This is a genomic window from Microbacterium sp. NPDC091382 (genome assembly GCF_044757025.1).
Taxonomy (GTDB): domain Bacteria; phylum Actinomycetota; class Actinomycetes; order Actinomycetales; family Microbacteriaceae; genus Microbacterium.
In genome coordinates this window covers 358,847-383,691 of record NZ_JBIVUD010000002.1, presented here as the reverse complement: position 1 = coordinate 383,691, position 24,845 = coordinate 358,847, and the positions used below count along the sequence as shown (strand labels likewise).

Genomic DNA, 24,845 nt, shown 5'->3' with positions numbered 1-24,845 from the left:
CGCCAGTCACACTCCGAACGACGCGGTGTCGCCGATCAAGCGGGTGTTGTCGGCGGGCACGGGCTCGACGGCCGCCCGCGCAACCTCGGCGGCGAACTCCGACACGTTGTAGAGCTTGCCCGCGCTCTCGCGGCGCTCGGCGATCGCACCCGGGTTTGCGCGCTCGAGGAGCGTCGCGGTGATGGTGCCCTCGATCATGTCGCCCGAGACGACGACGAACTCGACGCCCTTATCGGTCAGTGCGGGGATCCGCTCCCGAAGAGCATCCTCGCCGGCACGCTTCGACCGGGCGACGGGCTCGTACTCGGGCATGGTCGGCGTCGTGTGGATGAAGTGCGCCTGGTGGCTCGTGACGAAGACGACGCGGCCGCCGGCGGGCATCAGCGGGAGGGCCGCCTCGAGCGCGCCGACTTGAGCGTCACGGTTCAGGGTGAGCGCGTAGTCCTCGGCCATGCCGCCCTCCATGCCGCCGGAGGCGTTCAGGACGAGGATGTCGAGAGAGCCGAACCGGTCCGCGACCGCCGAGAACATCTCCGAGACGGATGCCGGGTCGGTGAGATCCGCACCCACGGTGAGGACCTCGACCCCGAGCTCACGCAGCTCCGTGGCGAGCTTCTCCGCGCGCGGGGCCTTGTTCCGGAAGTTGATGACGACATTGGCCCCCGCCTGCGCCAGGTAGCGCGCGGTGTCCGCCCCGATCCCCCGGGACGATCCGGTGACGAGGACGGTCTTGCCGGACAGGGAGGCGGCGGGAACGGGCTGCGACATGGGGCTCTCCTGCAAAGTGCTCGGCGGGTGCGCGAGGCGGATGGGGCGCGTCGAGCCTACCAATCCGGCGCGGTAGGCCCGAGCGACGAAGCCGGTTGATAGTGTGCGAGGACACGCCCACCGAAGGAGCCGACGATGTTCCCGGATCTCATCCAGTACCTGTGGATCGGATGGCTGGTGCTCGCGGTCCTGTTCGTCATCATCGAGCTTCTGACGCTCGAGTTCACGTTCCTGATGCTGGCCTCGGGCACACTCATCGGCGGCCTCGGCGTCAACATCGCCGGCGGTGTCTGGTGGTTGCAGGTCCTCGCGGCAGCGGCCGTCTCGGGCCTGTTGCTCTTCACGATCCGTCCGCTTCTGTTGCGAGCTCTCCATCGCTCCAGCCAGCACATTCCGACGAACGTCGACGCGCTGACGGGCATGTCGGCGCGTGTCGTCACGGCCTTCATCGACGGTGACGGCTCGGTCAAGCTCGACAACGGCGAGACCTGGACCGCGCGGTTGACGGATGCCGCGGCATCCGTCGCTCCGGGTCAGCGTGTCACCGTCACCGCCGTCCGCGGCGCCACCGTCGTGGTGGCGCCAGAAGAAGGGAATCCCGCATGATCCTCCCCGCCCGAGTCGACGTGGGCGGCTTCGTCGGCCAGATCTTCGTCATCATCCTGCTGGTGGTCGTCGCGATCTTCGTCGTCGTCGTCCTGTTCCGGTCCATCCGCATCATCCCGCAGGCCTACTCCGGTGTCGTGGAGAGGCTCGGCCGGTACCAGCGCACCCTCTCCCCCGGCCTGAATCTGCTGATCCCCTTCGTCGACCGGTTGCTGCCGCTCGTCGACATGCGGGAGCAGGTTGTTTCCTTCCCGCCGCAGCCCGTCATCACCGAGGACAACCTGGTTGTCTCGATCGACACGGTGGTCTACTTCCAGGTCACGGATGCGCGCGCCGCCACCTACGAGATCAACAACTACCTGGGTGCCGTCGAGCAGCTCACGACGACCACCCTCCGCAACGTGGTCGGTGGATTGAACCTCGAAGAGGCGCTCACCAGTCGGGACAACATCAACACGCAGCTGCGAGTCGTCCTCGACGAGGCGACGGGCAAATGGGGCATCCGGGTCTCCCGCGTGGAGCTGAAGGCGATCGACCCGCCGGTCTCCATCCAGGACTCGATGGAGAAGCAGATGCGCGCCGAGCGCGATCGCCGCGCGGCCATCCTCACCGCCGAGGGTTCCAAGCAGTCGCAGATCCTCGAAGCGGAGGGTCGACGCCAGGCCGAGATCCTGCGAGCCGAGGGAGACAAGACGGCTGCCGTCCTGCGTGCCGAGGGTGAGGCGCAGGCGATCCAGTACGTGTTCGACGCGATCCACAAGGGCGATCCCGACGAGAAGCTGCTCGCCTACCAGTACCTGCAGACGTTGCCGAAGATCAGCGAGAGCTCCTCGAACAAGCTCTGGATCATCCCGAGCGAATTCACGAACGCGCTCAACTCGTTCAGCACGGCCTTCGGCGGTGCAGCGAAGAAGGCGGCGGACCCGGCGGACGGGACACCCCCCACCTCATGACCCACCCGTGGTTCCTCGGTGAGTCGACGCCCCGCATCCTGGCTCACCGAGGTTTCGTTCCGCACGATTCCGAGAGCGTCGTGGAGAACTCCGTGGCCGCTCTCGCCGCCGGACGTGCGACGGGCACGGTCTACCTAGAGTCGGACTGCCACCTGACCGCAGACGGCGATGTCGTCCTCTTCCACGACGACGACCTCCGTCGCGTCGCGAACGATTCTCGCCCGGTGGCGGAGGTCCGCACTCGCGAACTCGCCGACATCATGTCGACGCGCGGCGGGCTGGCCATCCTCCCCGACATCCTCCGAGCCTTCCCGGACGCGCGGTTCAACCTCGACGTCAAAGCGGATGCCGCCGCGCACCCGGTGGGCGCTCTCATCGCACGAGAGGCGCACCGCGTCCTGCTCACGAGCTTCTCCGACCGTCGGCGAGAGATCGCCCTCGACGCAGCCCGAACACACGGCGGAGAGCCGGCGACTTCGGCCGGCTCGAAGATCACCGCCCTCGTCCTCGCCGCACTGACGGCACGTCTCCCGAGGGTCGCCGCGCGCCGGCTCGACGGCATCCAGGCGCTCCAGATCCCGGAGCGTCATCGAGGCGTCCGGATCCTCTCTCGGCGTCTTCTCGACCTCGCCCACTCCGCAGGGGTGGAGGTCCACGTGTGGACCGTGAACGACCCCCGCGACATGCGGCGACTGCTCGATCTCGGCGTGGACGGCATCGTCACCGATCGCCCCGATCTGGGTGTCGCGGAGAAGACGCGCGTCCTATAGTCGGCGGTCCTGGAGATCGGCTGTGAATACCACATCGATTGAGGACTTCTTGGATGATCCGCACAGGTGCGTTCGTTATACCTGAGGACGACGAGAGGACCACACAATGGCAGATCGCAGCCTTCGAGGCATGCGTCTCGGCGCTTCGAGCCTACAGAGCGAAGAAGGCGTCGTATTCGTAGAGCGCACCAACCACACCTACGTCTGCACGCAGTGCGAACGGGAGACCGTTCTCACCTTCGCTGCGGACGCCGAGGTTCCTGAGGCCTGGGAATGCCGGACCTGCGGAGCCGAGGCAGTTCGACGTATCGGTGACACCGTCGCCGTCGTCGACCACTCCGGTGACAAGGCCGCTCGCACCCACTGGGACATGCTCATGGAGCGTCGCACCATCCCCGAGCTCGAAGAGCTGCTCGAGGAGCGACTGGCTCTCCTGCGGTCCCGCCGTGGCGAGAACTCCGGCAAACTGAGCGCCTGACCCTCACACTTCAGCGGCGTCGTCCTCCACGGGCGGCGCCGCTTTCGTGCGCCTGCGAACCAGGAAGCCGAGCGCCAGAAGTACGGGCAGAGCCGACCACCCCAGGACCCACTGGACTGCGGGTCCGATGACGACGGCGGCCGTGAGCCCCGTGCGCAACGGAACGTTTACCAGCAGAGCGCCGGCCGTGTCAGCCGCCAGCCCGTCGATGACCGAGCCATCCGGCGCGATGACCTGGCTCGTTCCGACCGTGGAGATGTTGACCACGGACCGCCCCGTCTCGATCGCCCGCATGCGGGCGAAGCCCAGCTGCTGGACGTTCTCATCGGTCCCGCGGAAGTCCGCGTTGTTCGTCTGGAACATGTAGACCTCGGCACCGTCACGGGCGCCCTGCCAGATGACATCGTCGTAGATGACGTCGAAGCAGATCGCCAGGCCGACGCCGACCCCGTTCACATCGAAGAACGGTGGATTCGTCCCGGGCGTGTACTCGCGTTGGATGAGGCCGATCAGGTCCGGCGCGAGGGCCTCGAAGAACCAGCGATCCGGGACGTACTCCCCCATCGGGACCGGGTGGGTCTTGTCGTGGATCGCCACCGGGTTCTGCGCTCCGGCCTGCCAGAGCATCGACGAGTTGTAGACCTTGGTGCCGCGCTCGGTCGCCGCGTTGATGATGAGCGGCGCGTCGACCTTCTTGGAGAGCTCGTCCAGGGCCTTCGTCATCGACTCGTCGTTCAGCGGATCCGAATCGACACCGCCTTCCGGCCACAGCAGCACGTCGATGTCCTTGCCGATGAGCGGCTCGGTCGCCGCGAGCTGCGCGCGGTACACGTCGTACGCGTTGCGCTTGTCGAAGTAGCCTGACGGACCGTTGCCCTGCACGGCGCCGACGCGCATCGTCCCGGCATCCGTCGTCGGGAACTGCGGGACGAGAACGAGAAGGGCCGCAGCGACGATGGCGGGGACGGCGAGCCGCATGCGACGCCAGAACCGCAGCCGGACCGCTTCGATGGCGGCCGCGACAGCGAAGGCCATGACGAAGGTGAGGCCGCTGACACCGAGCCACGACGCGAGCTCGGCGAGGGGTCCGTCGGACTGGCTCATTCCCAACCGCGCCCAGGGGAAGCCGGTGTACGGCCAGGAACCCAGGAACTGCTCGCGCGCCGTCCACGCGGCCGCCACGAGGGCGGGGAGAAGCGTCACACGCGCCCACGTCGCCGGCAGAAGCCGCGGCAGCCACCGATAGGACAGGGCGATGGCGATCGCCCCGACGGCGCTGAGGAGGGTCTCCACCCCCGCGAGAGCGAACCACGGCACGGGGCCGAGGTAGCGGGTGATCCACGCGATGTGCAGAAGATAGAAGGATGCCGCGAACACGGCGCCGACGGCGACGGCGCCCCAGGTCGAACGACCGATGAGAGTCACGAGAGTCATGGCGGCACCGACGAAGGCGAGGGGCCAGATGCCGATGTCGGGGTAGGCGAGATCGAGCACGGCGCCACCGGCGACCGCCACGGGGAGCGCAAGCCAGAGCGGGAGGACAGGACGGCCGGGCACGGACGAAGCCTAGATGAGCTGCGCTATGGCGCCGCTGAGGGCGGGGTGAGCAACGATCATGCGACCGAGCCGTGCCGCCCCGCGTGCGAGAGGTAGACCTCGGCGTTCCGGAGGATGCCCGCTCGCTCTTCGGCGGTCAGCTCGCGCCGGACCTTCGCGGGCACGCCGGCGACGAGGGATCCGTCGGGGATCACCGTGCCCTCGAGGACGACCGCGCCGCCGGCAACGAGACACCCGGCCCCGATGACGGCGCCGGAGAGAACGACGGCGCCCATCCCGATCAGCGTCCCGTCGCCGATGCGGCACCCGTGCACGACGGCGTTGTGGCCGATCGAGACGTCCTGCCCGACGTCGACGCCGTGCGCTGCGTCGACGTGGATCGCCACGCCGTCCTGGATGTTGCTGCGAGCGCCGATGACGATCGGAGCACTGTCCCCACGCAGGACCGCGTTGTACCAGACGCTCGAGAGCGCATTCAGGGTCACCTCTCCGACGACGCGGGCGCCCGCCGCGACGAACGCGGAATCGGCGACGGTGGGGACGGCGTCCGGCAGAGACACCATACTGGCGCGCGGTGAGACTGTCATGGTTCTCCTCAGAGGTCGACGTGGGTGAGACGACCGGCCAGGATCGTCGCCGCGACCCGCGTTGTGCGAAGGTCCGCGTCCGACGCCGTGAGCGGGTCGCGGTCGATCACGACGACGTCCGCGACCCCTCCTGGCTCGAGCGCGCTCCCGGTCACCGAGCCGCCTGCCGTGGATGCCGCCAGCGCCGTCGCCGCCGTGACGCCCTGCTCCGCTCGCCACGGCGCTCGCCCGTCCCGCGTGCGGTGCACGGCCGCGGCCATCGCCGCCCACGGATCGAGCGGCGACACCGGGGCATCCGATCCGAAGAGGAGGTTCGCTCCGGCATCGGCCAGTGACCGAAGCGGGTACGGCAGCGCGGTCTGGGTGGCCCACACCGAATCGGTCAGATCCCGGTCGTCGATCGCATGCTCGGGCTGCACGCTCGCGCCCACACCGAGGCGGGCGAACCGCGGGATGTCGGCGTGGGCGACGAGTTGAGCGTGCTCGATGGTACCGGTCGCACCCGAGACGGCGAAGGCGTCGAGCGCGTGGGAGTTGGCGACGTCGCCGATCGCGTGGATCGCACAGGCGAGCCCTGAGCCGGTCGCGCGGACCATCAGTGCGCGCAGGTCGTCGGGTCCGACGGTCATGACGCCCGTGTTGTGGGGGTCCCCGGGGTACGGGTGGGAGCACGCCGCTGTGCGAGTGCCGAGCGAGCCGTCGGTGATGACCTTCAGGGAACCGACGCGGATGAGGCCATGCGGGTCGAGCGCGTCACCCGTGGCGAGCCCCTCCGCGATCGCCCGTTCGAGGTCGGCGGGGTAGATCCCGAAGGAGACGCGCATGCCATCGAAGCCGGCGGCGAGGCGGCGAGCCCAGGCATCCGCATTCCAGGCCATGTCGAGGTCCACGACCCCGGTGACGCCGCGGGATGCCGCACGGTCGAGGGCCCCCCGGACGTAGCGGTCCACCACGCCGGCATCGAGGTCGTTGAGACGGCGGGAGATCTCGAACGCGGGCTCTTCGCGGAGGATGCCGTCCGGTGTGGGCACGAACGATTCGCGCGAGAACGCGGCGCTGTTCAACCAGACGCTGTGGACGTCGGCATTGATCAGATAGGTCGGAACGTCACCCGTCTTCTCATCGAGCAGCGCAAGGCTGGGAACGTCGGCCCAGAAGGCATCCCGGAACCCGGTGCCCACGCGGCGACCGTCGTCGAGCACAGGAGCGCGACCCATGACGGATGCCGCCTCCGCCGCGCTGTCGACGTCACCGAGCGCTGTGCGGTGCGCGGTCAACGCCCACTGAACCGTGTGGACGTGATGGTCCCACAGACCGGGCACGAGCCATCCGCCGGAGCCGTCCACCACAGCGCCTCGAGCCGGCAGGGCACCGGCGGGCGCGATGTCGACGATCACGCCGTCGCGAAGGTGGACGTCGACCGCGTCGTCGCCGAAGGGGTCGGTCCGGTCCGCCCCCGTGAGTCGCACTCCGGTGATGACGGCGACCTCGTCGCCGCGCGCGAGGCTCACGGCTGGGTCTCCCGCGCCTGCCGCATCGCGTCGCGGGAGCGACGCATCTCGTCGGCGAGGCGGGGATCCGCGTACGGACTCGCCCCGGCATCCAGGTGTTCGATGATCGTGTCGACGACGGCCTCCGGCCGGTTCTGGCTGAGCTTGCGTTTCGCCGTCACGTGCGTGGGGGTGAGCCGGAACCCGACGGTGCCCTTCTCGAGCCGGCGCACGAACTCCTCGTCATTGGGTGGCTGCCACATCCCGCGCGGGCCCGGGAGACCCGTCTCGAAACGGTCGACGAGTCGCTCGAGGACGGTGAGATTCTCCTCCGGCGTGAGGATCTCGGGCACCCCACGCAGGTGCACGGAGACGAAGTTCCAGGTCGGCACCGCCGGGCCGTCTCCGTACCAGGACGGTGAGATGTACCCGTGCGGGCCCTGGACGATCACGAGGAGCTCCGACTCCCCCAGGCCGTGGATGAGGTCGTCGGGACGTCCGACATGGCCGACGATCGTCAGATCATCGCGCGCGGGATCGAGGAGGACCGCGTAGTGCGACGCGACGAGGCCCGTCTCACCGTCGCTCACGATCGTGACCCACGGGTTGGCCTCGATGACGCGACGCATCTCAGCCACGTCCGTCATCGCGAAACTCGGGTTCTGCCTCACTGTCCGGGTTCCTTCCGAGCGGTCACGCCTGGCACCGCGGGCACCAGTAGAGCTTGCGCGCCGCCATCTCCTCGAGCACGATCTCGGTTCCACACACGCGGCACGGCAAGCCCGCTCGGTGGTACACCCAGTGCCGGTCGTCGCGGCTCGCCATCGCCCGGCGGTAGGCCTCCGGGTCGAGGTCGTCCATCGTCATCATCTGACCGGTCTCGACACCGATCGCCAGAAGGCGCACCCAGTCCTGCCAGAGCATGCGCAGGGTCTCCTCGGGAACGTCCCGGCCGGGCGTGTGCGGGTTGAGGTTCGCGCGGAACAGCATCTCCGCGCGGTACACGTTGCCGATGCCGCTCACGATCTTCTGGTCCATCAGCAGCTGCCCGATCGGGGTCGGCTTCCGTCGCGCGGCGGCGACGAAACGCTCCTCCCCCTCGACGATGTCGTCGACGAGAGGGTCGGGCCCGAGCGCGGCGACGGTGGCGAGCACCTCCTCGGTCGTCTGCAGCTGGCACGCGGTCGGACCCCGGAGATCCGCGCACGTCGACTCGGTCAGCAGGCGCAGACGCACCTGACCGACGACGGGCGGTGGCCATTCGGCATCCGTCTGCTCCGCGAGCCCCTTCGTCTGCTCGCTCATCCGGACCGCTCCTCGCGCACGCCGGGGTGCGCCGATCGACGACAGCGAGTTCTCGCCCGCATCGTCGTAGACCGGATCCACGCCGCGCTGGTTCGTCTGGCCCATTCGTCCGTTCGCCGAGGCGATCGTCGGGTCGAGGAGGATCTCGCCCGCGAAGTCCCACGCGCCGTAGATGCCGAGGTGCACGCGCAGCCAGACGTCGTCGCCGAAGTCGAGGAACATCTGCTTGCCCACGGCGCGCGCCTCGACCGGCGTGCGACCGTCGAGGACCGCGGCGCCCTCGGCGAAACGGCCCTGCGGGCTCGACGCGGACACGGTCCGCCCCACGAAGTTGCGGTCGAACTGGCGGGCGATGCGATGGACGGAATGTCCCTCGGGCATCAGCCGGCTTCCGGGTCGAAGGTCTCCGAGGCGTCGAGCACGTCGGGGGTCACAGTGCGCGGGTCGGCTTCGAGCGTGCCGTCGGTCTCGTACGCGGCGAGCTGGGCGATGCGCCGGGCATGGCGCTCCTCGCCCGAGAACGGGGTGGCGATGAAGCGGTCGATGAACCCGACGGCCTCGTCGAACGTGTGCTGGCGGGCACCGATCGCGATGACATTCGCATCGTTGTGCTCGCGGGCGAGCTCCGCCGTCGCGATGCTCCAGACGAGCGCCGCGCGGATGCCGCGCACCTTGTTCGCCGCGATCTGCTCGCCGTTGCCGGAGCCACCGAAGACGACGCCCAGGGTCTCGACGCCGTCGGCCTGATCCTCGGCGACGGCCTGCGCCGCGCGGATGCAGAAGGAGGGGTAGTCGTCGAGCGGGTCGTACTCGACCGGACCGTGGTCGACGACGTCGTGACCGGCTTCGGCCAGGTGGTGCTGCAGACGGGTCGAGAACTCCATGCCCGCGTGATCGGTCGCGATGTGGATGCGCATGTGACGATTCTAGGGACGCCGGTACCACGTTCCGGCGAGCCACCGGCGTAGGCTGTGACGGTTGCCGTCGGCGCCAGCAGCGCCCGTCCGCGGCACCCCACCCTCACCCCTGGGAGACACGAACGTGCCTGGAGAGAACCTCACCCGTATCGAAGCGCAGGAGCGCCGCGCGACCGTCGACACGCATTCGTACGACGTCACGCTCGATCTGACGACCGGTGACGAGGTCTTCGCTTCGCGGAGCGTCATCCGCTTCGCCGCGACCGCCGGCGCCTCGACTTTCGTCGATCTGATCGCCCGCGGCATCCGCGAGATCACCCTCAACGGGCGCTCGCTCGATCCCGCTGCGGTCTACGCGGACTCCCGCATCGCTCTCGACGGCCTCACCGACGAGAACGAGCTCGTCGTCGTCGCCGACTGCGAATACACGAACACCGGCGAGGGCCTGCACCGCTTCGTCGATCCCGTCGACGGCGAGGTCTACCTGTACTCCCAGTTCGAGGTGCCCGACTCCCGCCGCGTCTTCGCGGTGTTCGAGCAGCCGGACCTCAAGGCCACGTTCCGCTTCACGGTGACGGCCCCTGCCGCGTGGAAGGTCGTGTCCAACTCGCCCACGCCCGAGCCCCAGACGGCGGGTGACGGCGTCGCGACCTGGTCGTTCGAGCCGACGCCGCGCATCTCGTCGTACATCACCGCGCTCGTCGCCGGCCCGTACGAAGAAGTGTTCTCCGAGCTCACGAGCTCCGACGGCCGCACGATCCCCCTCGGCGTCTACGCCCGCAAGAGCCTGTGGCAGTACCTCGATGCCGACTACATCTTCGAGAAGACGCGCCAGGGCTTCGCCTACTTCGAGGACAAGTTCGGCGTGCCGTACCCCTTCGCCAAGTACGACCAGCTCTTCGTGCCGGAGTTCAATGCCGGCGCTATGGAGAACGCCGGCGCGGTGACCTTCACCGAGACGTACGTGTTCCGTTCGAAGGTGACGGATGCCGTCAAGGAGCGTCGCGTCGTCACGATCCTGCACGAGCTCGCCCACATGTGGTTCGGCGACCTCGTCACCATGAAGTGGTGGAACGACCTGTGGCTGAACGAATCGTTCGCCGAGTGGGCGTCGACGATCGCGACCGCCGAGGCCACCGAGTGGACCGAGGCGTGGACGACGTTCAACGCGATGGAGAAGACCTGGGCCTACCGCCAGGACCAGCTCCCCTCGACCCACCCCGTCTTCGCCGAGATCAACGACCTCGAGGACGTCCAGGTCAACTTCGACGGCATCACCTACGCCAAGGGCGGATCCGTCCTGAAGCAGCTCGCCGCCTGGGTCGGCATCGAAGCGTTCTTCGCCGGCGTCTCCGCGTACTTCCAGAAGAACGCGTGGGGCAACACCGAGCTCAGCGATCTGCTCGTGGAACTGGAGGCCACGAGTGGCCGCGAGCTCACGACATGGTCGAAGAAGTGGCTCGAGACCGCAGGCGTCAACACGCTCGCGCCCGAGATCCGCGCGGACGGCGACGGTGTGATCACGCGCTTCGCCATCGTCCAGACGGCGCCGGCCGACTACCCGACGATCCGTCCGCACCGCCTGGGCGTCGGGTTCTACACCCTCGAGGGTGAGGCGCTGGTGCGCACCCACCACGTCGAGCTCGACGTCGACGGCGACCTCACCGAGGTCCCCGAGCTCGTCGGTCACGCCCAGCCGGACCTCGTCCTTCTGAACGACGACGACCTGGCGTACGCGAAGATCCGCCTCGACGAGCGCTCGCTCCGGACCGCGACGGCGCACCTCAGCAAGATCAGCGACCCGCTCGCGCGCTCGCTCGTCTGGGGCGCCGCGTGGGATCAGACCCGCGACGCCGAAGCGTCGGCATCCGAGTACATCGATCTCGTGCTCCAGAACATCGGCGCGGAGACGGAGTCGACGACGGTCCGCACCACGCTCGCGCAGCTGCAGCTCGCCGCGAACTCGTACGTGGCCCCGGGAACACGGGATGCCGCCCGCCGGCGCGTCGCGGACGGTCTCTGGGATCTCGCCCGGGGAGCCGAAGCGGGCAGCGACAGCCAGCTTCAGTTCGTGACCGCGTTCGCCTCCGCTGCGGCCGTCCCCGCACAGTGGGAGATCGTCTCGCAGCTGCGGTCCGGTGAGCTCGCGCTCGAGGGCCTCGAGATCGACGCAGACCTGTCGTGGGCGCTGCTGGTCTCGCTGGCCGCGGGTGGGGTGGTCTCGGCAGCCGACATCGACGAGGCTCTCGCCGCGGACAACACCGCGAAGGGTGGCGAGTTCGCGGCTCAAGCGCGCGCCGCTCTCCCGACCGTCGAGGCCAAGCGTGCCGCCTGGTCGTCGCTCCTCGACAACGACGACCTCCCGAACACCGTGGTGCGTTCCGCGGCCGCCGGCTTCGTACACCCCGCCGGTACCGCCGCGCTCGGGGAGTTCGTCGGCGCCTACTTCGACATGCTGCTGCCGGTCTGGGAGTCGCGGACCTATCAGATCGCCCAGTACCTGATCGTCGGCCTCTTCCCCGCGCCGCTCGCCGACGCAGGTCTGCGCGACGCGACACGCGGGTGGCTCGCCGAGCACCGCGACGCCCCAGCCGCCCTTCGGCGTCTCGTGAACGAGAATCTCGCGGGTGTCGAGCGCGCGCTGTCTGTTCAGGAGCGCGACGCGCAGGACTGAGCACGCCCATCGGGGGCGGTCACGTCGTACCACGGGAGGACATGACCGCCCCCGATCTCCTGCTCGCGGGGGACGCGACGAGTCCCGCTCCGTCAATACCGTGGAGCACATGATCGTTGCAGAAGGCCTCACGAAGAGGTACGGAGACAAGACAGCCGTCGATGGAGTGAGCTTCACGGTCCAATCCGGCAAGGTGACAGGATTCCTGGGACCGAACGGTGCCGGCAAGTCGACCACCATGCGGATGATCGTGGGACTCGATCGGCCCACGGCCGGCCGCGTCACCCTCGACGGGCGTGACTACCGATCCTTGCGCTCCCCGCTGACCGAGGTGGGTATCCTCCTCGACGCGAAAGCCGTGCACACCGGTCGGAGCGCGCGCAACCATCTCCTGGCGATGGCGGCGACCCACGGCATCCCCCGCTCACGGGTGGACGAGGTCATCGAGATCACCGGTCTTCAGAGCGTCGCGAAGCGTCGCGCCGGCAAGTTCTCGCTCGGCATGGGCCAGCGGCTCGGAATCGCCGCGGCGCTCCTCGGAGACCCGCAGACACTCATCCTCGACGAGCCCGTGAACGGCCTCGACCCGGAGGGTGTCCGCTGGGTGCGGCAGTTCGTCCGCGCCCAGGCGGCTTCCGGCCGCACCGTGCTGCTGTCGAGTCACCTGATGAGCGAGATGTCCCTGACGGCCGACCACGTCATCGTGCTCGGCCGAGGCCGAGTGCTCGCGGATGCCGGCATCTCGGACCTCGTCAGCGCGTGGACGCGCAGCGCCGTCAGTGTCCGCTCTCCCCGTGCCGCCGAACTCGCCCAGCTCGTCGCGGGGCCGGACATCACCGTCACATCCACGGAGTCGGGACTCCTCGACATCACCGGCACCACGGCCGCGGCGGTCGGGGACGTCGCCGCGCAGCACGGCATCGTCCTCCACGAGCTCACCCCGCGCAGTGGATCGCTCGAGGATGCCTACCTCGCCCTGACCGAGGGGTCCGTCGAATACCGCACGCAGGGAGCAGCAGCATGAGCGTCACAACCGAATCACGCGCCGCGGCGCGACCCGCAGCATCGTCGTCGACGTACCGGCTCAGTTTCGGTCGTCTCCTCCGGAGCGAGGCCGTCAAGCTGTTCACCCTCCGCTCGACCTGGTGGTCCCTCGGCGTCACCGTCCTCCTCGCCGTCGGCATCGCAGTGGTCGTCGGCCTCGCCACCCAGAGCCTCCCCGACGAGTTCCGCGATCAGGTCCCGCTCAACCCGGTGACTGCGGTCGTGTCACCGCTCCAGCTGACGATGCTCGTTGCGGGGATCTTCGGTGCGATGGCGATCACCGGGGAATACTCCACGGGCATGATCCGCTCCACCATCGCTGCCGAGCCTCGGCGCGGCGCCGTCCTGCTCGCCAAGACCATCGTGGCCGGCGCGACTCTCGTGGCCACCACCGTCCTGACCTCGCTCATCGCGATCGTCCTCCTGACACCGATCTACGGCAGCAACGGGTTCGCCTGGGACGACGCGGACCTCACCTGGATCCCTCTGGGCTATTCGCTGCTCGCCATCGCCAGCGTCACGCTGCTCGGTCTGGGCGCCGGTTTCGTCATCCGCAACGGCGCAGGGGCCATCGGGGCCACTGTCGGACTGCTCTTCGTCGCTCCTTTGATCCTCAGCATCTTCGCGGCCTTCGGTGAGAGCTGGCGCTGGGTCGTCGACCTCGCTCAGTACCTTCCGTACAACGCCGCGGGAACCCTGGTGAACGGAGCGGGCGATGACGTCGTTCCTGCGCTCATCGCGATCCTCGCCTGGCCCATTGCCGCACTCCTCGGCGGTTGGGCTCTGCTGCGCACGCGGGACGCGTAAGGTCTTGGCGTGACGAACCGAAGCCGCAGCTCCTCCTCCGGCGAGGGGGAGCTGCGGCTTCCGCGTCCCCCGGGAATCCTGCGACGGTACTGGGCGCGGCATCCGCTGTTCGCCGACATCCTCGTCACCGTCGTGTGCCTCCTCGTGTCCACCATCCCGGTGATCGCGACACCGATCCTGCCCGAGGGTGTCGGCACCAACTCGCGCGAATGGCGGCAGGTGCTGCCGGCGCTCAGCGTCGTCGTCGTCCTCGGCTGCCTCGCTCTGCTCCTCCGGCGTCGGCACCCGCTGATCGTCCTCGCGAGCTCGTACGTCGTGGCACTGGCCTACCTCTTCGCTCCGGCGCCGATCAACGGCCCGCTGCTGCTCATCGCCACGTATTCCGTCGCGGTCTACGTCAGTTCCCGCGCCGCCCTCGTCGGCGTCGTGATCGGGATGGCGGTGCTCGCCGGCACCGGATTCGTCCTCTCCGCAACCGGCGTCAGCTCGACGACCGTCGTGTGGGGATCGCTCGTCAACGAAAGCCTCAGTTCCGTGATCGGCGGCCTCATCGGAGCCAACGTCGGTTCGCGGGCGCGCTATGTCACGGCACTCATCGACCATTCGCAACGTCTCGTCGTCGAACGCGACCAGCAGGCGCAGCTCGCCGCGTCCACCGAGCGCGAGCGGATCGCCCGCGAGCTCCACGACATCGTCGCCCATTCCTTGACGGTCATGGTCGCCCTCGCGGAGGGCGTCGCCGCCTCGCGCGACGTCGACCGTTCGCGCCCCGGCGTCGAAGCCATCGCTGCGACCGGCAGGGAGGCTCTCCGCGACATGCGGGCCACCCTCGGCATCCTCCGCGAGTCCGAAGCCGCACCGCTCGCACCGCTCGCCCGCGACACGACGGCGGAGACCGTCGCCTCCGCGCGGGCTGCGGGGTTCGACACACGTCTCGTGGTCTCCGGCGACCCGGGGGATCTCGACTCCCGCACCCAGCTCGCGGTGTCGCGCATCGTGCAGGAGGGCGTCACCAACGTCCTCCGACACGCGACAGCGGCGACGCACATCGACGTGGCCATCCGCCACGCGCCCGACGGCGTCTCCGTCACCATCGCCGACGACGGTCTTCCGGTCTCGGCTGACGCCGGCTCGGGCGGGTTCGGGCTGCGGGGGCTGCGGGAGCGCGTCGAACTCGCCGGCGGGACCGTCACCGCCGGGCCGCGTCAGCCCCACGGCTGGTCCGTGGCCGCCCACATCCCGCGTCAGGAGACCACCGCATGAGCTCATCCCCCTCCCCCGTGCGCGTCCTGATCGCCGACGACCAGTCGCTGATCCGCCTCGGGTTCCGCATGGTGCTCGACGCCGCCGACGGCATCGAGGTGGTGGGTGAGGCCGGCGACGGTGCGGAGGCGGTCGCGGCGACGGCCAGACTCGACCCCGATGTCGTTCTCATGGATGTTCGGATGCCGGGTGTCGACGGGATCGAGGCGACGGCCCGCATCGCGCGCCGGCATCCCCGCGTGCGCGTTCTCGTCCTGACGACGTTCGACCTCGATGAGTACGCGTTCGGCGCGCTCCGCGCCGGAGCGGGCGGATTCCTCCTGAAGGACGCCGGCCGCGACGAGCTCGTGGCCGCCGTCCGCGCCGTCGCGGCGGGAGAGGCGACGCTGGCACCGCGGATCGTGCGACGGATGATCGAACTGGTCACCGACGCCGAGGGAGGGCGGTCGGATGGTTCCGTCGAACGCCCCCCGCGGGAGCAGTCGTCCCTCACCGCCCGGGAGCAGGAGGTGCTCGGAGCGATGGCTCGAGGGCTGACGAACACCGAGATCGCCGAGGAGCTGTACCTCGGCGAGTCGACGGTCAAAACACACGTCGGCCGCATCCTGGCCAAGCTCCCGGCGCGGGACCGCGTCCACGCCGTGCTCATCGCGCACGGACTCGCGAACCCCGTCGACGGCGGCGGTGCCCAGGTGGATGCCGAGTGGTCTCGATAGGATCGAGGCGATGACTCCGCCCGTTCTCGCCGCGTCCTCTCCCTCGTCCCCCGCCCCCGCGCCGGGCGGGTGGGAGGCCATCCGTGACGGATTCCTCGCGTTCCTGGTATCAGCGGGGTGGAGCCTCCTGTGGGTGGCGGTCACCATCGTCGTGGCGCTGCTGCTCTCATGGATCATGCGTCGCCTGATCGGGCGCGTGGTCGATCGCATCGTCACAGGCGCGAAATCGCGCGCCGAAGCGGAGGACACCCGCGCGATCGACATGTCCCCCCTCGCTCAAGTGCGCATCGTGCAGCGCACCCGGACACTCGGGTCGATCCTCACCAACATCGTCAACGTCGCGATCGTGATCATCGCCGCGCTCACGATCGTCTTCATCCTCAATCCCGGCGTCCTCGCCTCGTTCACGCTCCTCTCCGCGGCCATCGGCGCCGGCCTCGGCTTCGGTGCGCAGAACATCGTGAAAGACGTCCTCAACGGGATCTTCATCGTCGCCGAGGACCAGATCGGCATCGGCGACGTCGTCGACGTCGGGCTCGCGACGGGCGTCGTGGAGTACGTGAGCGTCCGGGTGACCCACGTACGCGATGTGAACGGCACCCTCTGGTTCGTCCGAAACGGCGAGATCACCCGGATCGGCAACATGTCGCAGGGATGGGCGCGCGTCGTCATCGACGTCGGGGTTCCGCTCGACGCCGATCTCGACGCCGTCGAGGACGCGATGCTGGCGGCGGCGAAGAACCTCGTCCGCGAGCCGAAGTGGCGCACCCGCATCATCGACAAGCCCGAGGTCTGGGGCCTCGAGTCGATCGGGGGCGAGACGATCGTCACCCGGCTCGTCGTCCGCACGAGGCCGAACGCGAAGGACGACGTCTCGCGGGCGCTGCGCGCTCGCCTCAAGCACGCGCTCGACGAGCTGGGCGTGCCTCTCCCCCAGCTCGAGTCCGCATTCCTGACCGGCGCTGACGCCGCGCAGAGCGTCCGGGGAGCCAATCCTCCCAAGACCAAGCCGCAGCAGGTCACGCCGCCGGCCACCCCGCCGCGTCTCGCGTGGCGGCCGAAGAAGCGCGGCCGGACCGACGGCGACGCGCCGGAGGGGACGGCCGCACCGTGAGCGACCCGAGCAGCTTCTACGACGAGGTCGGTGGACACGACGTCTTCCGCCGCATCGTCGACACGTTCTATCGCGAGGTCGCCGCAGACGAGGTGCTCCGGCCCATGTATCCCGAGCAGGACCTCGGGCCGGCCGCGGAGCGTCTGCTGCTGTTCCTGGAGCAGTACTGGGGTGGACCGACGACGTATGGGGAGACGCGGGGGCATCCGCGTCTGCGGATGCGACACCAGCCGTTCCACGTCAATCCCGAGGCACGTGACCGATGGCTCCGCGCCATGCGCGTCGCCGTCGACGACGCGGGCCTGTCGCCCCTGCACGAGGCGACCCTGTGGGACTATCTGCAGCGCGCCGCGCACGCGATGGTGAACACGTTCGAGCCGACGGGAATCGGGCCTGCGGCGAAACCGCACGGGGGCAGCGCGCTCCCCCTGCGCCCGGAGTCCTGACCCACGCTGCTCAGCGCGCGCCCGTCGTGCGTACGGTCGTCAGACCTGTGGGATTCCCCGCCCTGACGAGGACGTGACCTCGGGGCAGGCTGACGCGCGTCCACGTCCCCGTTCGTCGGACGGATGCCTCCCGGGCGAGGTCCGTCCCCAGGAAGCCCAGGGCGTCGGCGGCGAAGGCGACCCCCGCGACGAGTCCGCTCAGCTCGGGGTCCGGAGCGCCCCAGACCGCGGCGCGAACAGTGCGGACCAGGTCCTCCCCGGGAGAGACGGGCAGCGCAGCGGCGACCGCGTCGACGCCTCGGCGCACGGCGCGCGCGAGCGCCTGCTCGGAGATGTCGGCGCCCGGGACCCATCCACCGCGGGGCGGGGAGATTCCGGCCCAGGCGGCGGACACGCCGCTGTCGGGCAAGGCGATGGTGGCGGCGGCGTCACCTGGTCTGAGAGCCCCGGCATCCACGACGAGATCGCATTCGAGCTCGGGGTCGATCCGGAGGAAGCGCATGCCGAGAACCGTCGGCGTGTCCTCGCCGAACCCGCGGGGCGACAGAGGCGCGGCCGAGACGGCGAGCGTGCCGCCGGCGGCACGCAGCCGGACCGCGGGATCGCCGAGCCTGGCGGCGCGAGCGGCGAAGGTGAGAAGGTCCGTCGCCGTGCGCGAGTCGGGGAAGACGAGGTGCGGAGCCATCCGACCTAAACTACCAACCGGGCGCGCGCCGGGATCGCACCGGACGGCCCGGAAGGGACGCACTGTGCGCGAATCGGGACACGTCGACGGACTCCTGGCGGTGCTGGACCTCGCGTCCGGCGACGCCCGGACCACCGAGGACATCTTCACCGGGGTCTCGCAGGCGATGCCCCTCGGTCGCGTCTTCGGCGGGCAGGTCCTCGCTCAGGCGATCGTCGCCGCGGAGCGGACGGTGGGCGACGACCGGGCGGCTCATTCGATGCACGGCTACTTCCTGCGGCCGGGCGACTCGACGCGAGGTATGACCTTCTCCGTCGATCGCATCCACGACGGACGCTCGTTCTCGACGCGACGGACCCAGGCCTTCCAAGAGGGTGTGCCGATCTTCTCGATGATCGCCTCGTTCGAGGTGGATGCCGGCGGACTCGACCATCAGGACGAGATGCCCACCGGAGTCCCAGGGCCTGAGAGCCTCTCGGATGACTCCGTCCTCGCCGGTCTGCATCCCATGAGCAAGCGTCACTTCGACCAGAGCCCCGTCGACGTCCGTCACGTCGAAGCGCCGATCTACACGACCGTGGGTGAGGACCGGGTCGCGCAGCAGTCGGTATGGATCCGCACGCGCGGCGAGGTTCCCGACGATCCTCGGTTGCATCGCGCAGCCCTCGCCTACATGAGCGATCTCACGATCCAGGAGTCCGTGCTGCGGGCGCACGGCGCCTCGTGGGCCACCCCCGGCTTGAAAGTCGCGAGTTTGGACCACGCCATGTGGTGGCACCGGCCGGCGCGTGTGGATGAGTGGCTGCTCTATGTGCAGCAGTCGCCCAGCGCGCAGGGCGGACGCGGGCTCGCCACCGGCCGGATCTTCTCTCGGGCGGGAGAGCTGGTCGCCTCCGTCGCCCAGGAGATCATGGTGCGGATCCCGGAGTCGGCCTGAGACGCCTCAGCGCCGCCCGAGTGGCGGGAGGGCATCACCCAGGAACGGCTCCCACGCCGCGCGCGTCTCCGGAGCGAGGCGCACGGGACGCCCGGTCACGGCATCGACCTGAACGATGACGGTGGATGCCCGGGCGTAGAGCGTCTGCGGCGCCTGACCCGCGGGCGTGAAGACCTCGTAGTGGACCTCCGCGCTCGAGCCGCCGATCTTCCCGAACCACATCTGCACGTCGATCGGGTCGCGCTGATACGGGACGGGCGCCAGGTACTCGATCTCCTGCCGGGCGATGAGGGTCAGCTGAGCCGCACCGTGGCTCGCATCGATCACCGCCGTGGGGACGACCCGCTCCCCTGCTCCGGGGACCCAGAAGGCGCGCACGCGCGCCTCCTCGAGGAGTTTGAGCATGGACGCGTTGTTGACGTGGTTGTACGCGTCGAGGTCGCCCCACCGGAGGTGGATGGGAACGCGGATGCGGGCGTCAGTCACGCGTGAGCTTGCGGTACGTCGACTTCGCGGGGTTCGCCGCGTCGGCTCCGAGACGCTCGATCTTGTTCGCCTCGTACGCCTCGAAGTTGCCCTCGAACCAGTACCACTGGTCGGGCTTCTCAGCCGTGCCCTCGTACGCCAGGATGTGCGTCGCAATGCGGTCGAGGAACCAGCGGTCGTGGGTGATGACCACTGCGCAGCCGGGGAATTCGAGCAGAGCGTTCTCGAGCGAGCTCAGGGTCTCGACGTCGAGGTCGTTCGTCGGCTCGTCGAGGAGGAGGAGGTTGCCGCCCTCCTTCAGCGTGAGCGCGAGGTTCAGGCGGTTGCGCTCACCGCCGGAGAGCACGCCGGCCTTCTTCTGCTGGTCCGGGCCCTTGAACCCGAACTTCGACACGTAGGCGCGCGAGGGGATCTCGGTCTTGCCGACGGTGATGATGTCGAGGCCGTCGGACACGACCTCCCACAGCGTCTTGTTCGGGTCGATGTTGGCGCGCGACTGGTCGACGTAGCTGATCTTGACGGTCTCTCCGATCTTCAGATCGCCGCCGTCGAGCGGTTCGAGGCCGACGATCGTCTTGAAGAGCGTGGTCTTGCCGACGCCGTTCGGTCCGATGACGCCGACGATGCCGTTGGGCGGCAGGCTGAAGCTGAGTCCGTCGATGAGCGAGCGACCGTCGAAGCCCTTCTGGAGCTTCTTCGCCTCGATCACGACGCTTCCCAGGCGCGGCCCCGGCGGGATCGAGATCTCCTCGAAGTCGAGCTTGCGCGTGCGCTCCGCCTCGGCCGCCATCTCCTCGTAGCGAGCCAGACGTGCCTTCGACTTCGTCTGGCGACCCTTGGCGCTCGAGCGGACCCACTCGAGTTCTTCCTTCAGTCGCTTCGCGAGCTTGGCGTCCTTCTTGCCCTGGATGTCGAGGCGCTCGCCCTTCTTCTCGAGGTAGGTCGAGTAGTTGCCTTCGTAGCCGATGAGGCGGCCGCGGTCGACTTCGGCGATCCACTCGGCGACGTTGTCGAGGAAGTACCGGTCGTGGGTGATGGCGATGACCGCGCCCTTGTACGCCTGCAGGTGCTGCTCGAGCCAGAGCACGCTCTCGGCGTCGAGGTGGTTGGTGGGCTCGTCGAGGAGCAGGAGGTCCGGCTTCTGGAGCAGCAACTTCGCCAGCGCCACACGACGCTTCTCGCCACCCGAGAGGGGTGCGATGGCGGCGTCGGCGGGAGGCGTGCGCAGGGCGTCCATCGCCTGCGACAGCTGGGAGTCGAGATCCCATCCGTCGGCGGCGTCGATCTCCTCCTGGAGCGTGCCCATCTCGGCCAGGAGCGCATCGAAGTCCGCGTCGGGGTCGGCCATGAGCGCGGAGATCTCATTGAACCGGTCGAGCTTGGGCTTGATCGCCACACCGTCCTGGATGTTCTCGAGGACCGTCTTCGACTCGTCCAGCTCGGGCTCCTGCATGAGGATGCCGACGGAGAACCCGGGTGAGAGCTTGGCCTCGCCGTTCGACGGGGTGTCGAGCCCCGCCATGATCTTCAGGATCGTCGACTTGCCGGCACCGTTCGGGCCGACCATGCCGATCTTGGCACCGGGCAGGAACGCCATCGTGACGTCGTCGAGGATGAGCTTTTCGCCGACCGCCTTGCGGGCGCGGACCATGGAGTAGATGTATTCGGCCATAACGGCCCAAGTCTACGTGTGCAGCCCCTCCCCACGGGACCCGCGCCTACCAGTCGATGCGACGGGTTTGCCCGACCAGACATTCGCCCTCGGGCAGACCCGGCATCACGATCGCGGTGGGCCGTGGTACCGAGGGTCCCACCTGTCCGACGAGACACGCGTCCCCGATACGCACCGAGAACTGGATGCTGTCGGCAGGATTGCCCACCGAGGTCTCGTCCTGCGTCACCTGCATCGACTTCTTCGCGAAGCCGGCTGCGACCAGCGCGTCGATGTAGTCACGGCCCTGGACGGACTTCGAGCGCTTCCACACGCCGTTCATCGCGGAGGCGAACGCGGGAAGCTCCGCTTCGGCGGTGTCGGCGGTCGGAGTCGGTGTCGGCTCCGGTGAGGGGCTCACCGCAGCCGTCGGGGATGGCGCCGGCTCGGAGGGCGCGGGGAGGGGGTCGGGCGCGCACGCGGCGAGCGAGACGACCAGCACGGGTGCGAGCACGAGAAGGAGTCGGCGGGTTCCCGATGAAGCCTGGTGTCTGCGCACGGGCCAGAGTCTAGGGGCAGCGACCTCCGAGCCTGCTGGGTTCCGATCAGAACGGCGTCGGTACGGGCTCCGATTCCCGCTGAGGCTCTTCGACGGCGGCACCCTGGGGCGCCCACCCCTCGTCGGCAGCCAGAGCGGGCGCGTCCTCACGCGCCCGCGCAGCCCCGCTGAAGACGGTCGTGCCGAACGCGAGGTCGTGACCGACGGCGAGGGCGTCGATCTCGGCATCCGTTCCCGACTTCTCCCCCGCTTCCCAGCGTTTGATGGCGAGGACGCCGTGGACGACGACGCGTTGCCCCTTGCAGACCGACGCTGCGACATGCTCCCCGAGCGTGCGGAAAACGGAGACGCGGTACCAGCTCGTGATGCCGTCGACCCACGCTCCCGCTTTCGCGTCGTACCGCCGGTCCGTACTGGCGACCCGCATCGAGACGACGGGTGTGCCGTCGGGCAGGCGACGGAAGTCGGGGTCGGCGGCGACGTTCCCGACGATCGTGATGTGGTCCTTCATGACGATTCCTCCAGTTCTCGAGGGCACGGTCGTGTCCGGTCGATGCTCCGACGCCCGCGTGCCCGGCGGGCGTCGGAGCGATCTCAGACTGGCGATTCCCGATGGATCGACGACGCCCCGACCCCCGACCAGTGGATGCGGTGGGGAGCCGGGGCGTTGTGGAGGAGGTTCAACTGGTGCGCTCAGCGGCGCGCGTACTCTCCGAACCGTGCGCGGACCTTGTTCACCTTCGGCACCGCCACGGCGAGGCAATAGCCCTGTCCGGGATTCTTCGTGAAGAAGTCCTGGTGGTAGTCCTCGGCCGGGTACCACTCGGTCAGCGGCTCCGTCGTCGTCACCAGGCCGCCGCCCCACCAGTCCGAAGCACGCTCCGCTGCCGCCTGGAACGTTTCGCGCTGGGCGTCATCTGCGGGGAACATGGCCGAGCGGTACTGGGTCCCGACGTCGTTGCCCTGCCGGTTGAGCTGGCGCGGGTCGTGCATAGTGAAGAACGCGTCGAGGATGACGTCCGACGGGATGACCTCCTCGTCGAAGGTGACCTTCACGGCCTCGGCGTGTCCGGTGGTGCCGGTGCACACCTGCTCGTAACTCGGTGAGGGGACCGATCCGCCGACGTACCCCGACTCGACCGAGACGACGCCCTTGAGCGCCCGGTACGCGGCATCCAGACACCAGAAGCATCCGCCGGCAAGCACATAGGTCTGCATTCGAGACCGTCCTTTCACTGTTGATCGTCGATGATGACAACGCGGAGGATGCCGCTGGTGTTCCGTCGCGATGGGCGTGTCGGTGGCCGAGCGTACCCTGCGAAGCCAGGAAGAGGAGGAACCGTGACCACCATCGCAGCGAGCACCGATCTCCGACTCCGCCCCTATCGACTCGTCGCCGCGTCCGATCGACTGTGGCGGGTCGTGGACGCCGCAGGGCTCGTCATCGGCCACCTCGCGCGCAACGGTGAGAGATTCGCGGCGCGGCGCTTCCGCGCGTCCGTCGGGGGCTTCGTGCAACTGGGCGAGTTCTGCCGCCTGGACGACGCGGTCGCCGCTCTCCACGACTCGCGCTGATCGCCCTCGCTCAGACGATGGCCGCGACTGCCTCGCTCTCATCGACGGGCGAGGAGGCCGGCCGTCCGCTGACCTCCGGCCACACCCGGCCGAGGACCGCCACCGCGTCGCGCATCTGTTCGGGCGGAGCGGTGAACGGCACGCGCAGATAGGTCTCGTACCCACCGTCGACCGAGAACCGGGGGCCGGCCGAGAGGAGCACTCCCTCCCGGCGGGCGGCGAGGACGAGCGACCCGCTGAGCGGCGCGTCGAGCCCCACCCAGAGAGAGACTCCGCCGCGCGGTACCGGCACCCGCCACGCCGGCAGCGTCGACCGGAGCGCGTCGACGACGACATCCCTCCCCCGGCCCAACAGCTCCGCCCGTTGCGGAAGGATCTCGGGCATCATCCGCAGCAGACGGGTCGCGACGGCCTGCTCGAACTCGGCGGTCCCGAGGTCGCGGCGCGGCCTCGAGGCCACCAGACGTCGGATGAACGCACGGTTGGCTCGCACCCAGCCGACGCGGAGGCCACCCCACACCGTCTTGCCGAGAGAGCCGATCCGTACCGCATGCGGTCCGAAGTCGAGTTCGTCGGGGGCGTCGGCATCGATGGACAGCTCCGCCGTTGTCTCGTCCAGCACGAGGACGGTGCCGGCGGCATCGGCCGCGGCCCGGAAGGTCGCGGCGTCGAAGGGCGTCATCGTCCGCCCGGTCGGGTTCTGGAACCACGGCATGAGGTAGGCGAGCGCCGGCCTCGCGCGGCGGAACGCCTGTGCTGCCCGGTCCAGATCCCATCCGTCGACGACTGTGACGGGCGTGCCCGTCACGCGGGCGCCCGTCGCTTTGATCGCCTCGGTCGCATGCGGATACGTCGGCGTCTCCAGGAGCGCCGTCGTGCCGGGTCGCAGCAACGCATCGGTCACCAGGTGAATGGCGTGCTGCCCCCCGTTCGTGACGAGGATCTGCTCGGGGTCGGTCGGGATGCCGCGCGCCGTGTAACGATCGGCGATCGCCCTGCGGAGGTCCGCACTTCCGACGATGTCGTATCCGGGTCGCCCGACGAGGGACGCGGCATCCGCTCCGACCTCGGCCATAACGCCCGCGAGCCCCGGCCACGCTGCGGGACTGGCCTGCTGCAGATCGATCCCGTCGCCGTCGTCGAAGACCCGACCGGCGGCCCGACGCACCTGCGGGAGCGTGATGCTGCCGGATCCGCGCGTGCTCTCGATGTGGCCGCTGTCGCGCAGCGAGCGGTAAGCCGCCGCGACGGTCGACCGGCTCAGGCCGAGCGCCGTCGCGAGCTCGCGTTCGGCGGGCAGGGCGGTGTGCGCGGCGACGCGGTTATCGAGGCACAGCAACCGGATGCCGTCCGCGAGGGCCTCGTAGGTCGGTGTGCGCGTGCGCCAACCACCCAGCGCGGCGGCGAGACCGCGCGCACCGATACGGGAATCCATGGTCCACCCCTTTGCGATTGGA

Annotated in this window: 27 protein-coding genes; 13 read left to right on the top strand and 14 right to left on the bottom strand. The window is 69.2% G+C overall.

What is annotated here, in order from left to right; genetic code table 11:
- Positions 1-6: 6 nt before the first annotated feature.
- Positions 7-768, bottom strand: a complete 762-nt coding sequence (locus tag ACIQLK_RS09345) for an SDR family oxidoreductase (protein WP_400364431.1) — start codon at positions 766-768, stop codon at positions 7-9.
- Between the two features lie 135 nt (positions 769-903).
- Between ACIQLK_RS09345 and ACIQLK_RS09340 the strand changes: the two genes are divergently transcribed.
- The 4 genes from ACIQLK_RS09340 (at position 904) to ACIQLK_RS09325 (ending at position 3,575) form a co-directional block, all read left to right on the top strand.
- Positions 904-1,374, top strand: a complete 471-nt coding sequence (locus ACIQLK_RS09340; protein ID WP_400364430.1) for an NfeD family protein — start codon at positions 904-906, stop codon at positions 1,372-1,374.
- Positions 1,371-2,327: an SPFH domain-containing protein gene (locus tag ACIQLK_RS09335; protein WP_400364429.1), complete on the top strand. Its 957-nt coding sequence runs from the start codon at positions 1,371-1,373 to the stop codon at positions 2,325-2,327. The genes ACIQLK_RS09340 and ACIQLK_RS09335 overlap by 4 nt, the downstream gene beginning before the upstream one ends.
- The gene (locus ACIQLK_RS09330) at positions 2,324-3,097 is read left to right on the top strand and encodes a glycerophosphodiester phosphodiesterase family protein (protein WP_400364427.1); all 774 of its coding nucleotides are present in this window, start codon (positions 2,324-2,326) and stop codon (positions 3,095-3,097) included. The genes ACIQLK_RS09335 and ACIQLK_RS09330 overlap by 4 nt, the downstream gene beginning before the upstream one ends.
- 106 nt (positions 3,098-3,203) lie before the next feature.
- A complete protein-coding gene (locus ACIQLK_RS09325; protein WP_091353755.1) occupies positions 3,204-3,575 on the top strand; it encodes an RNA polymerase-binding protein RbpA in 372 nt (123 codons plus the stop codon).
- 3 nt (positions 3,576-3,578) lie between these two features.
- Here ACIQLK_RS09325 and lnt read toward each other — a convergent pair whose 3' ends face one another.
- Genes lnt through ACIQLK_RS09295 form a run of 6 tightly spaced genes read right to left on the bottom strand, consistent with a single transcriptional unit; the run spans position 3,579 to position 9,431 of the window.
- Positions 3,579-5,132: an apolipoprotein N-acyltransferase gene (gene lnt, locus ACIQLK_RS09320; RefSeq protein ID WP_400364425.1), complete on the bottom strand. Its 1,554-nt coding sequence runs from the start codon at positions 5,130-5,132 to the stop codon at positions 3,579-3,581.
- Between the two features lie 56 nt (positions 5,133-5,188).
- Positions 5,189-5,719: a gamma carbonic anhydrase family protein gene (locus ACIQLK_RS09315; RefSeq protein WP_400364423.1), complete on the bottom strand. Its 531-nt coding sequence runs from the start codon at positions 5,717-5,719 to the stop codon at positions 5,189-5,191.
- Positions 5,720-5,727: 8 nt separating this feature from the next.
- A complete protein-coding gene (locus tag ACIQLK_RS09310; RefSeq protein ID WP_400364421.1) occupies positions 5,728-7,230 on the bottom strand; it encodes an amidohydrolase in 1,503 nt (500 codons plus the stop codon).
- Positions 7,227-7,880, bottom strand: coding sequence for an FMN-binding negative transcriptional regulator (locus ACIQLK_RS09305; protein ID WP_400364420.1), 654 nt, complete (start codon positions 7,878-7,880; stop codon positions 7,227-7,229). Before ACIQLK_RS09305 ends, ACIQLK_RS09310 begins: the two co-directional genes overlap by 4 nt.
- Before the next feature lie 22 nt (positions 7,881-7,902).
- Positions 7,903-8,895 (bottom strand): Fpg/Nei family DNA glycosylase, encoded by a 993-nt coding sequence (locus ACIQLK_RS09300; RefSeq protein ID WP_400364419.1) that lies wholly within the window; start codon positions 8,893-8,895, stop codon positions 7,903-7,905.
- Positions 8,895-9,431 carry a ribose-5-phosphate isomerase gene (locus ACIQLK_RS09295; RefSeq protein WP_400364418.1) on the bottom strand — a complete coding sequence of 179 codons (537 nt, stop codon included), beginning with the start codon at positions 9,429-9,431 and terminating at the stop codon, positions 8,895-8,897. Before ACIQLK_RS09295 ends, ACIQLK_RS09300 begins: the two co-directional genes overlap by 1 nt.
- 124 nt (positions 9,432-9,555) lie before the next feature.
- Between ACIQLK_RS09295 and pepN the strand changes: the two genes are divergently transcribed.
- From pepN to ACIQLK_RS09260, 7 genes are all read left to right on the top strand, one after another.
- Positions 9,556-12,105, top strand: coding sequence for an aminopeptidase N (pepN, locus tag ACIQLK_RS09290; RefSeq protein ID WP_400364416.1), 2,550 nt, complete (start codon positions 9,556-9,558; stop codon positions 12,103-12,105).
- Positions 12,106-12,214: 109 nt separating this feature from the next.
- On the top strand, positions 12,215-13,129 hold the full coding sequence (locus ACIQLK_RS09285) for an ABC transporter ATP-binding protein (RefSeq protein ID WP_400364414.1): 915 nt from the start codon (positions 12,215-12,217) through the stop codon (positions 13,127-13,129).
- Positions 13,126-13,956, top strand: coding sequence for an ABC transporter permease (locus ACIQLK_RS09280; RefSeq protein ID WP_400364413.1), 831 nt, complete (start codon positions 13,126-13,128; stop codon positions 13,954-13,956). Before ACIQLK_RS09285 ends, ACIQLK_RS09280 begins: the two co-directional genes overlap by 4 nt.
- A 9-nt stretch (positions 13,957-13,965) precedes the next feature.
- Positions 13,966-15,219, top strand: coding sequence for a sensor histidine kinase (locus tag ACIQLK_RS09275; protein ID WP_400364412.1), 1,254 nt, complete (start codon positions 13,966-13,968; stop codon positions 15,217-15,219).
- Positions 15,216-15,935: a response regulator gene (locus tag ACIQLK_RS09270; protein ID WP_400364410.1), complete on the top strand. Its 720-nt coding sequence runs from the start codon at positions 15,216-15,218 to the stop codon at positions 15,933-15,935. The genes ACIQLK_RS09275 and ACIQLK_RS09270 overlap by 4 nt, the downstream gene beginning before the upstream one ends.
- Before the next feature lie 10 nt (positions 15,936-15,945).
- Positions 15,946-17,049 (top strand): mechanosensitive ion channel family protein, encoded by a 1,104-nt coding sequence (locus tag ACIQLK_RS09265; RefSeq protein ID WP_400364408.1) that lies wholly within the window; start codon positions 15,946-15,948, stop codon positions 17,047-17,049.
- Entirely contained in the window at positions 17,046-17,495 is a 450-nt protein-coding gene (locus ACIQLK_RS09260) for a globin (protein WP_400364407.1), read from the top strand. The genes ACIQLK_RS09265 and ACIQLK_RS09260 overlap by 4 nt, the downstream gene beginning before the upstream one ends.
- 10 nt (positions 17,496-17,505) lie before the next feature.
- On the opposite strand, the gene ACIQLK_RS09255 is transcribed toward ACIQLK_RS09260, so the two are convergent.
- Positions 17,506-18,180, bottom strand: coding sequence for a hypothetical protein (locus tag ACIQLK_RS09255; RefSeq protein WP_400364405.1), 675 nt, complete (start codon positions 18,178-18,180; stop codon positions 17,506-17,508).
- 64 nt (positions 18,181-18,244) lie between these two features.
- Between ACIQLK_RS09255 and ACIQLK_RS09250 the strand changes: the two genes are divergently transcribed.
- Positions 18,245-19,117: an acyl-CoA thioesterase gene (locus ACIQLK_RS09250; protein ID WP_400364404.1), complete on the top strand. Its 873-nt coding sequence runs from the start codon at positions 18,245-18,247 to the stop codon at positions 19,115-19,117.
- A 6-nt stretch (positions 19,118-19,123) separates the two neighbouring features.
- Here the strand turns inward: ACIQLK_RS09250 and ACIQLK_RS09245 are convergent, their stop codons facing one another.
- The 5 genes from ACIQLK_RS09245 to msrA all read right to left on the bottom strand — a co-directional run bounded on the left by ACIQLK_RS09245 (position 19,124) and on the right by msrA (position 23,031).
- Positions 19,124-19,603 (bottom strand): acyl-CoA thioesterase, encoded by a 480-nt coding sequence (locus tag ACIQLK_RS09245; protein ID WP_400364403.1) that lies wholly within the window; start codon positions 19,601-19,603, stop codon positions 19,124-19,126.
- The gene (gene ettA / locus ACIQLK_RS09240) at positions 19,596-21,275 is read right to left on the bottom strand and encodes an energy-dependent translational throttle protein EttA (RefSeq protein ID WP_400364402.1); all 1,680 of its coding nucleotides are present in this window, start codon (positions 21,273-21,275) and stop codon (positions 19,596-19,598) included. Before ettA ends, ACIQLK_RS09245 begins: the two co-directional genes overlap by 8 nt.
- 46 nt (positions 21,276-21,321) lie before the next feature.
- Positions 21,322-21,813 (bottom strand): DUF6993 domain-containing protein, encoded by a 492-nt coding sequence (locus ACIQLK_RS09235; protein WP_400364401.1) that lies wholly within the window; start codon positions 21,811-21,813, stop codon positions 21,322-21,324.
- Between the two features lie 46 nt (positions 21,814-21,859).
- Positions 21,860-22,324, bottom strand: a complete 465-nt coding sequence (locus ACIQLK_RS09230; RefSeq protein WP_400364399.1) for a single-stranded DNA-binding protein — start codon at positions 22,322-22,324, stop codon at positions 21,860-21,862.
- A 182-nt stretch (positions 22,325-22,506) separates the two neighbouring features.
- Entirely contained in the window at positions 22,507-23,031 is a 525-nt protein-coding gene (msrA, locus tag ACIQLK_RS09225) for a peptide-methionine (S)-S-oxide reductase MsrA (RefSeq protein ID WP_400364397.1), read from the bottom strand.
- 123 nt (positions 23,032-23,154) lie between these two features.
- Here msrA and ACIQLK_RS09220 point away from each other — a divergent pair, with 123 nt between their 5' ends.
- Complete coding sequence (locus ACIQLK_RS09220) at positions 23,155-23,388, top strand: hypothetical protein (protein ID WP_400364395.1); 234 nt, start codon at positions 23,155-23,157, stop codon at positions 23,386-23,388.
- A 10-nt stretch (positions 23,389-23,398) separates the two neighbouring features.
- On the opposite strand, the gene ACIQLK_RS09215 is transcribed toward ACIQLK_RS09220, so the two are convergent.
- The gene (locus ACIQLK_RS09215) at positions 23,399-24,823 is read right to left on the bottom strand and encodes a PLP-dependent aminotransferase family protein (RefSeq protein WP_400364393.1); all 1,425 of its coding nucleotides are present in this window, start codon (positions 24,821-24,823) and stop codon (positions 23,399-23,401) included.
- Between the last annotated feature and the right edge of the window lie 22 nt (positions 24,824-24,845).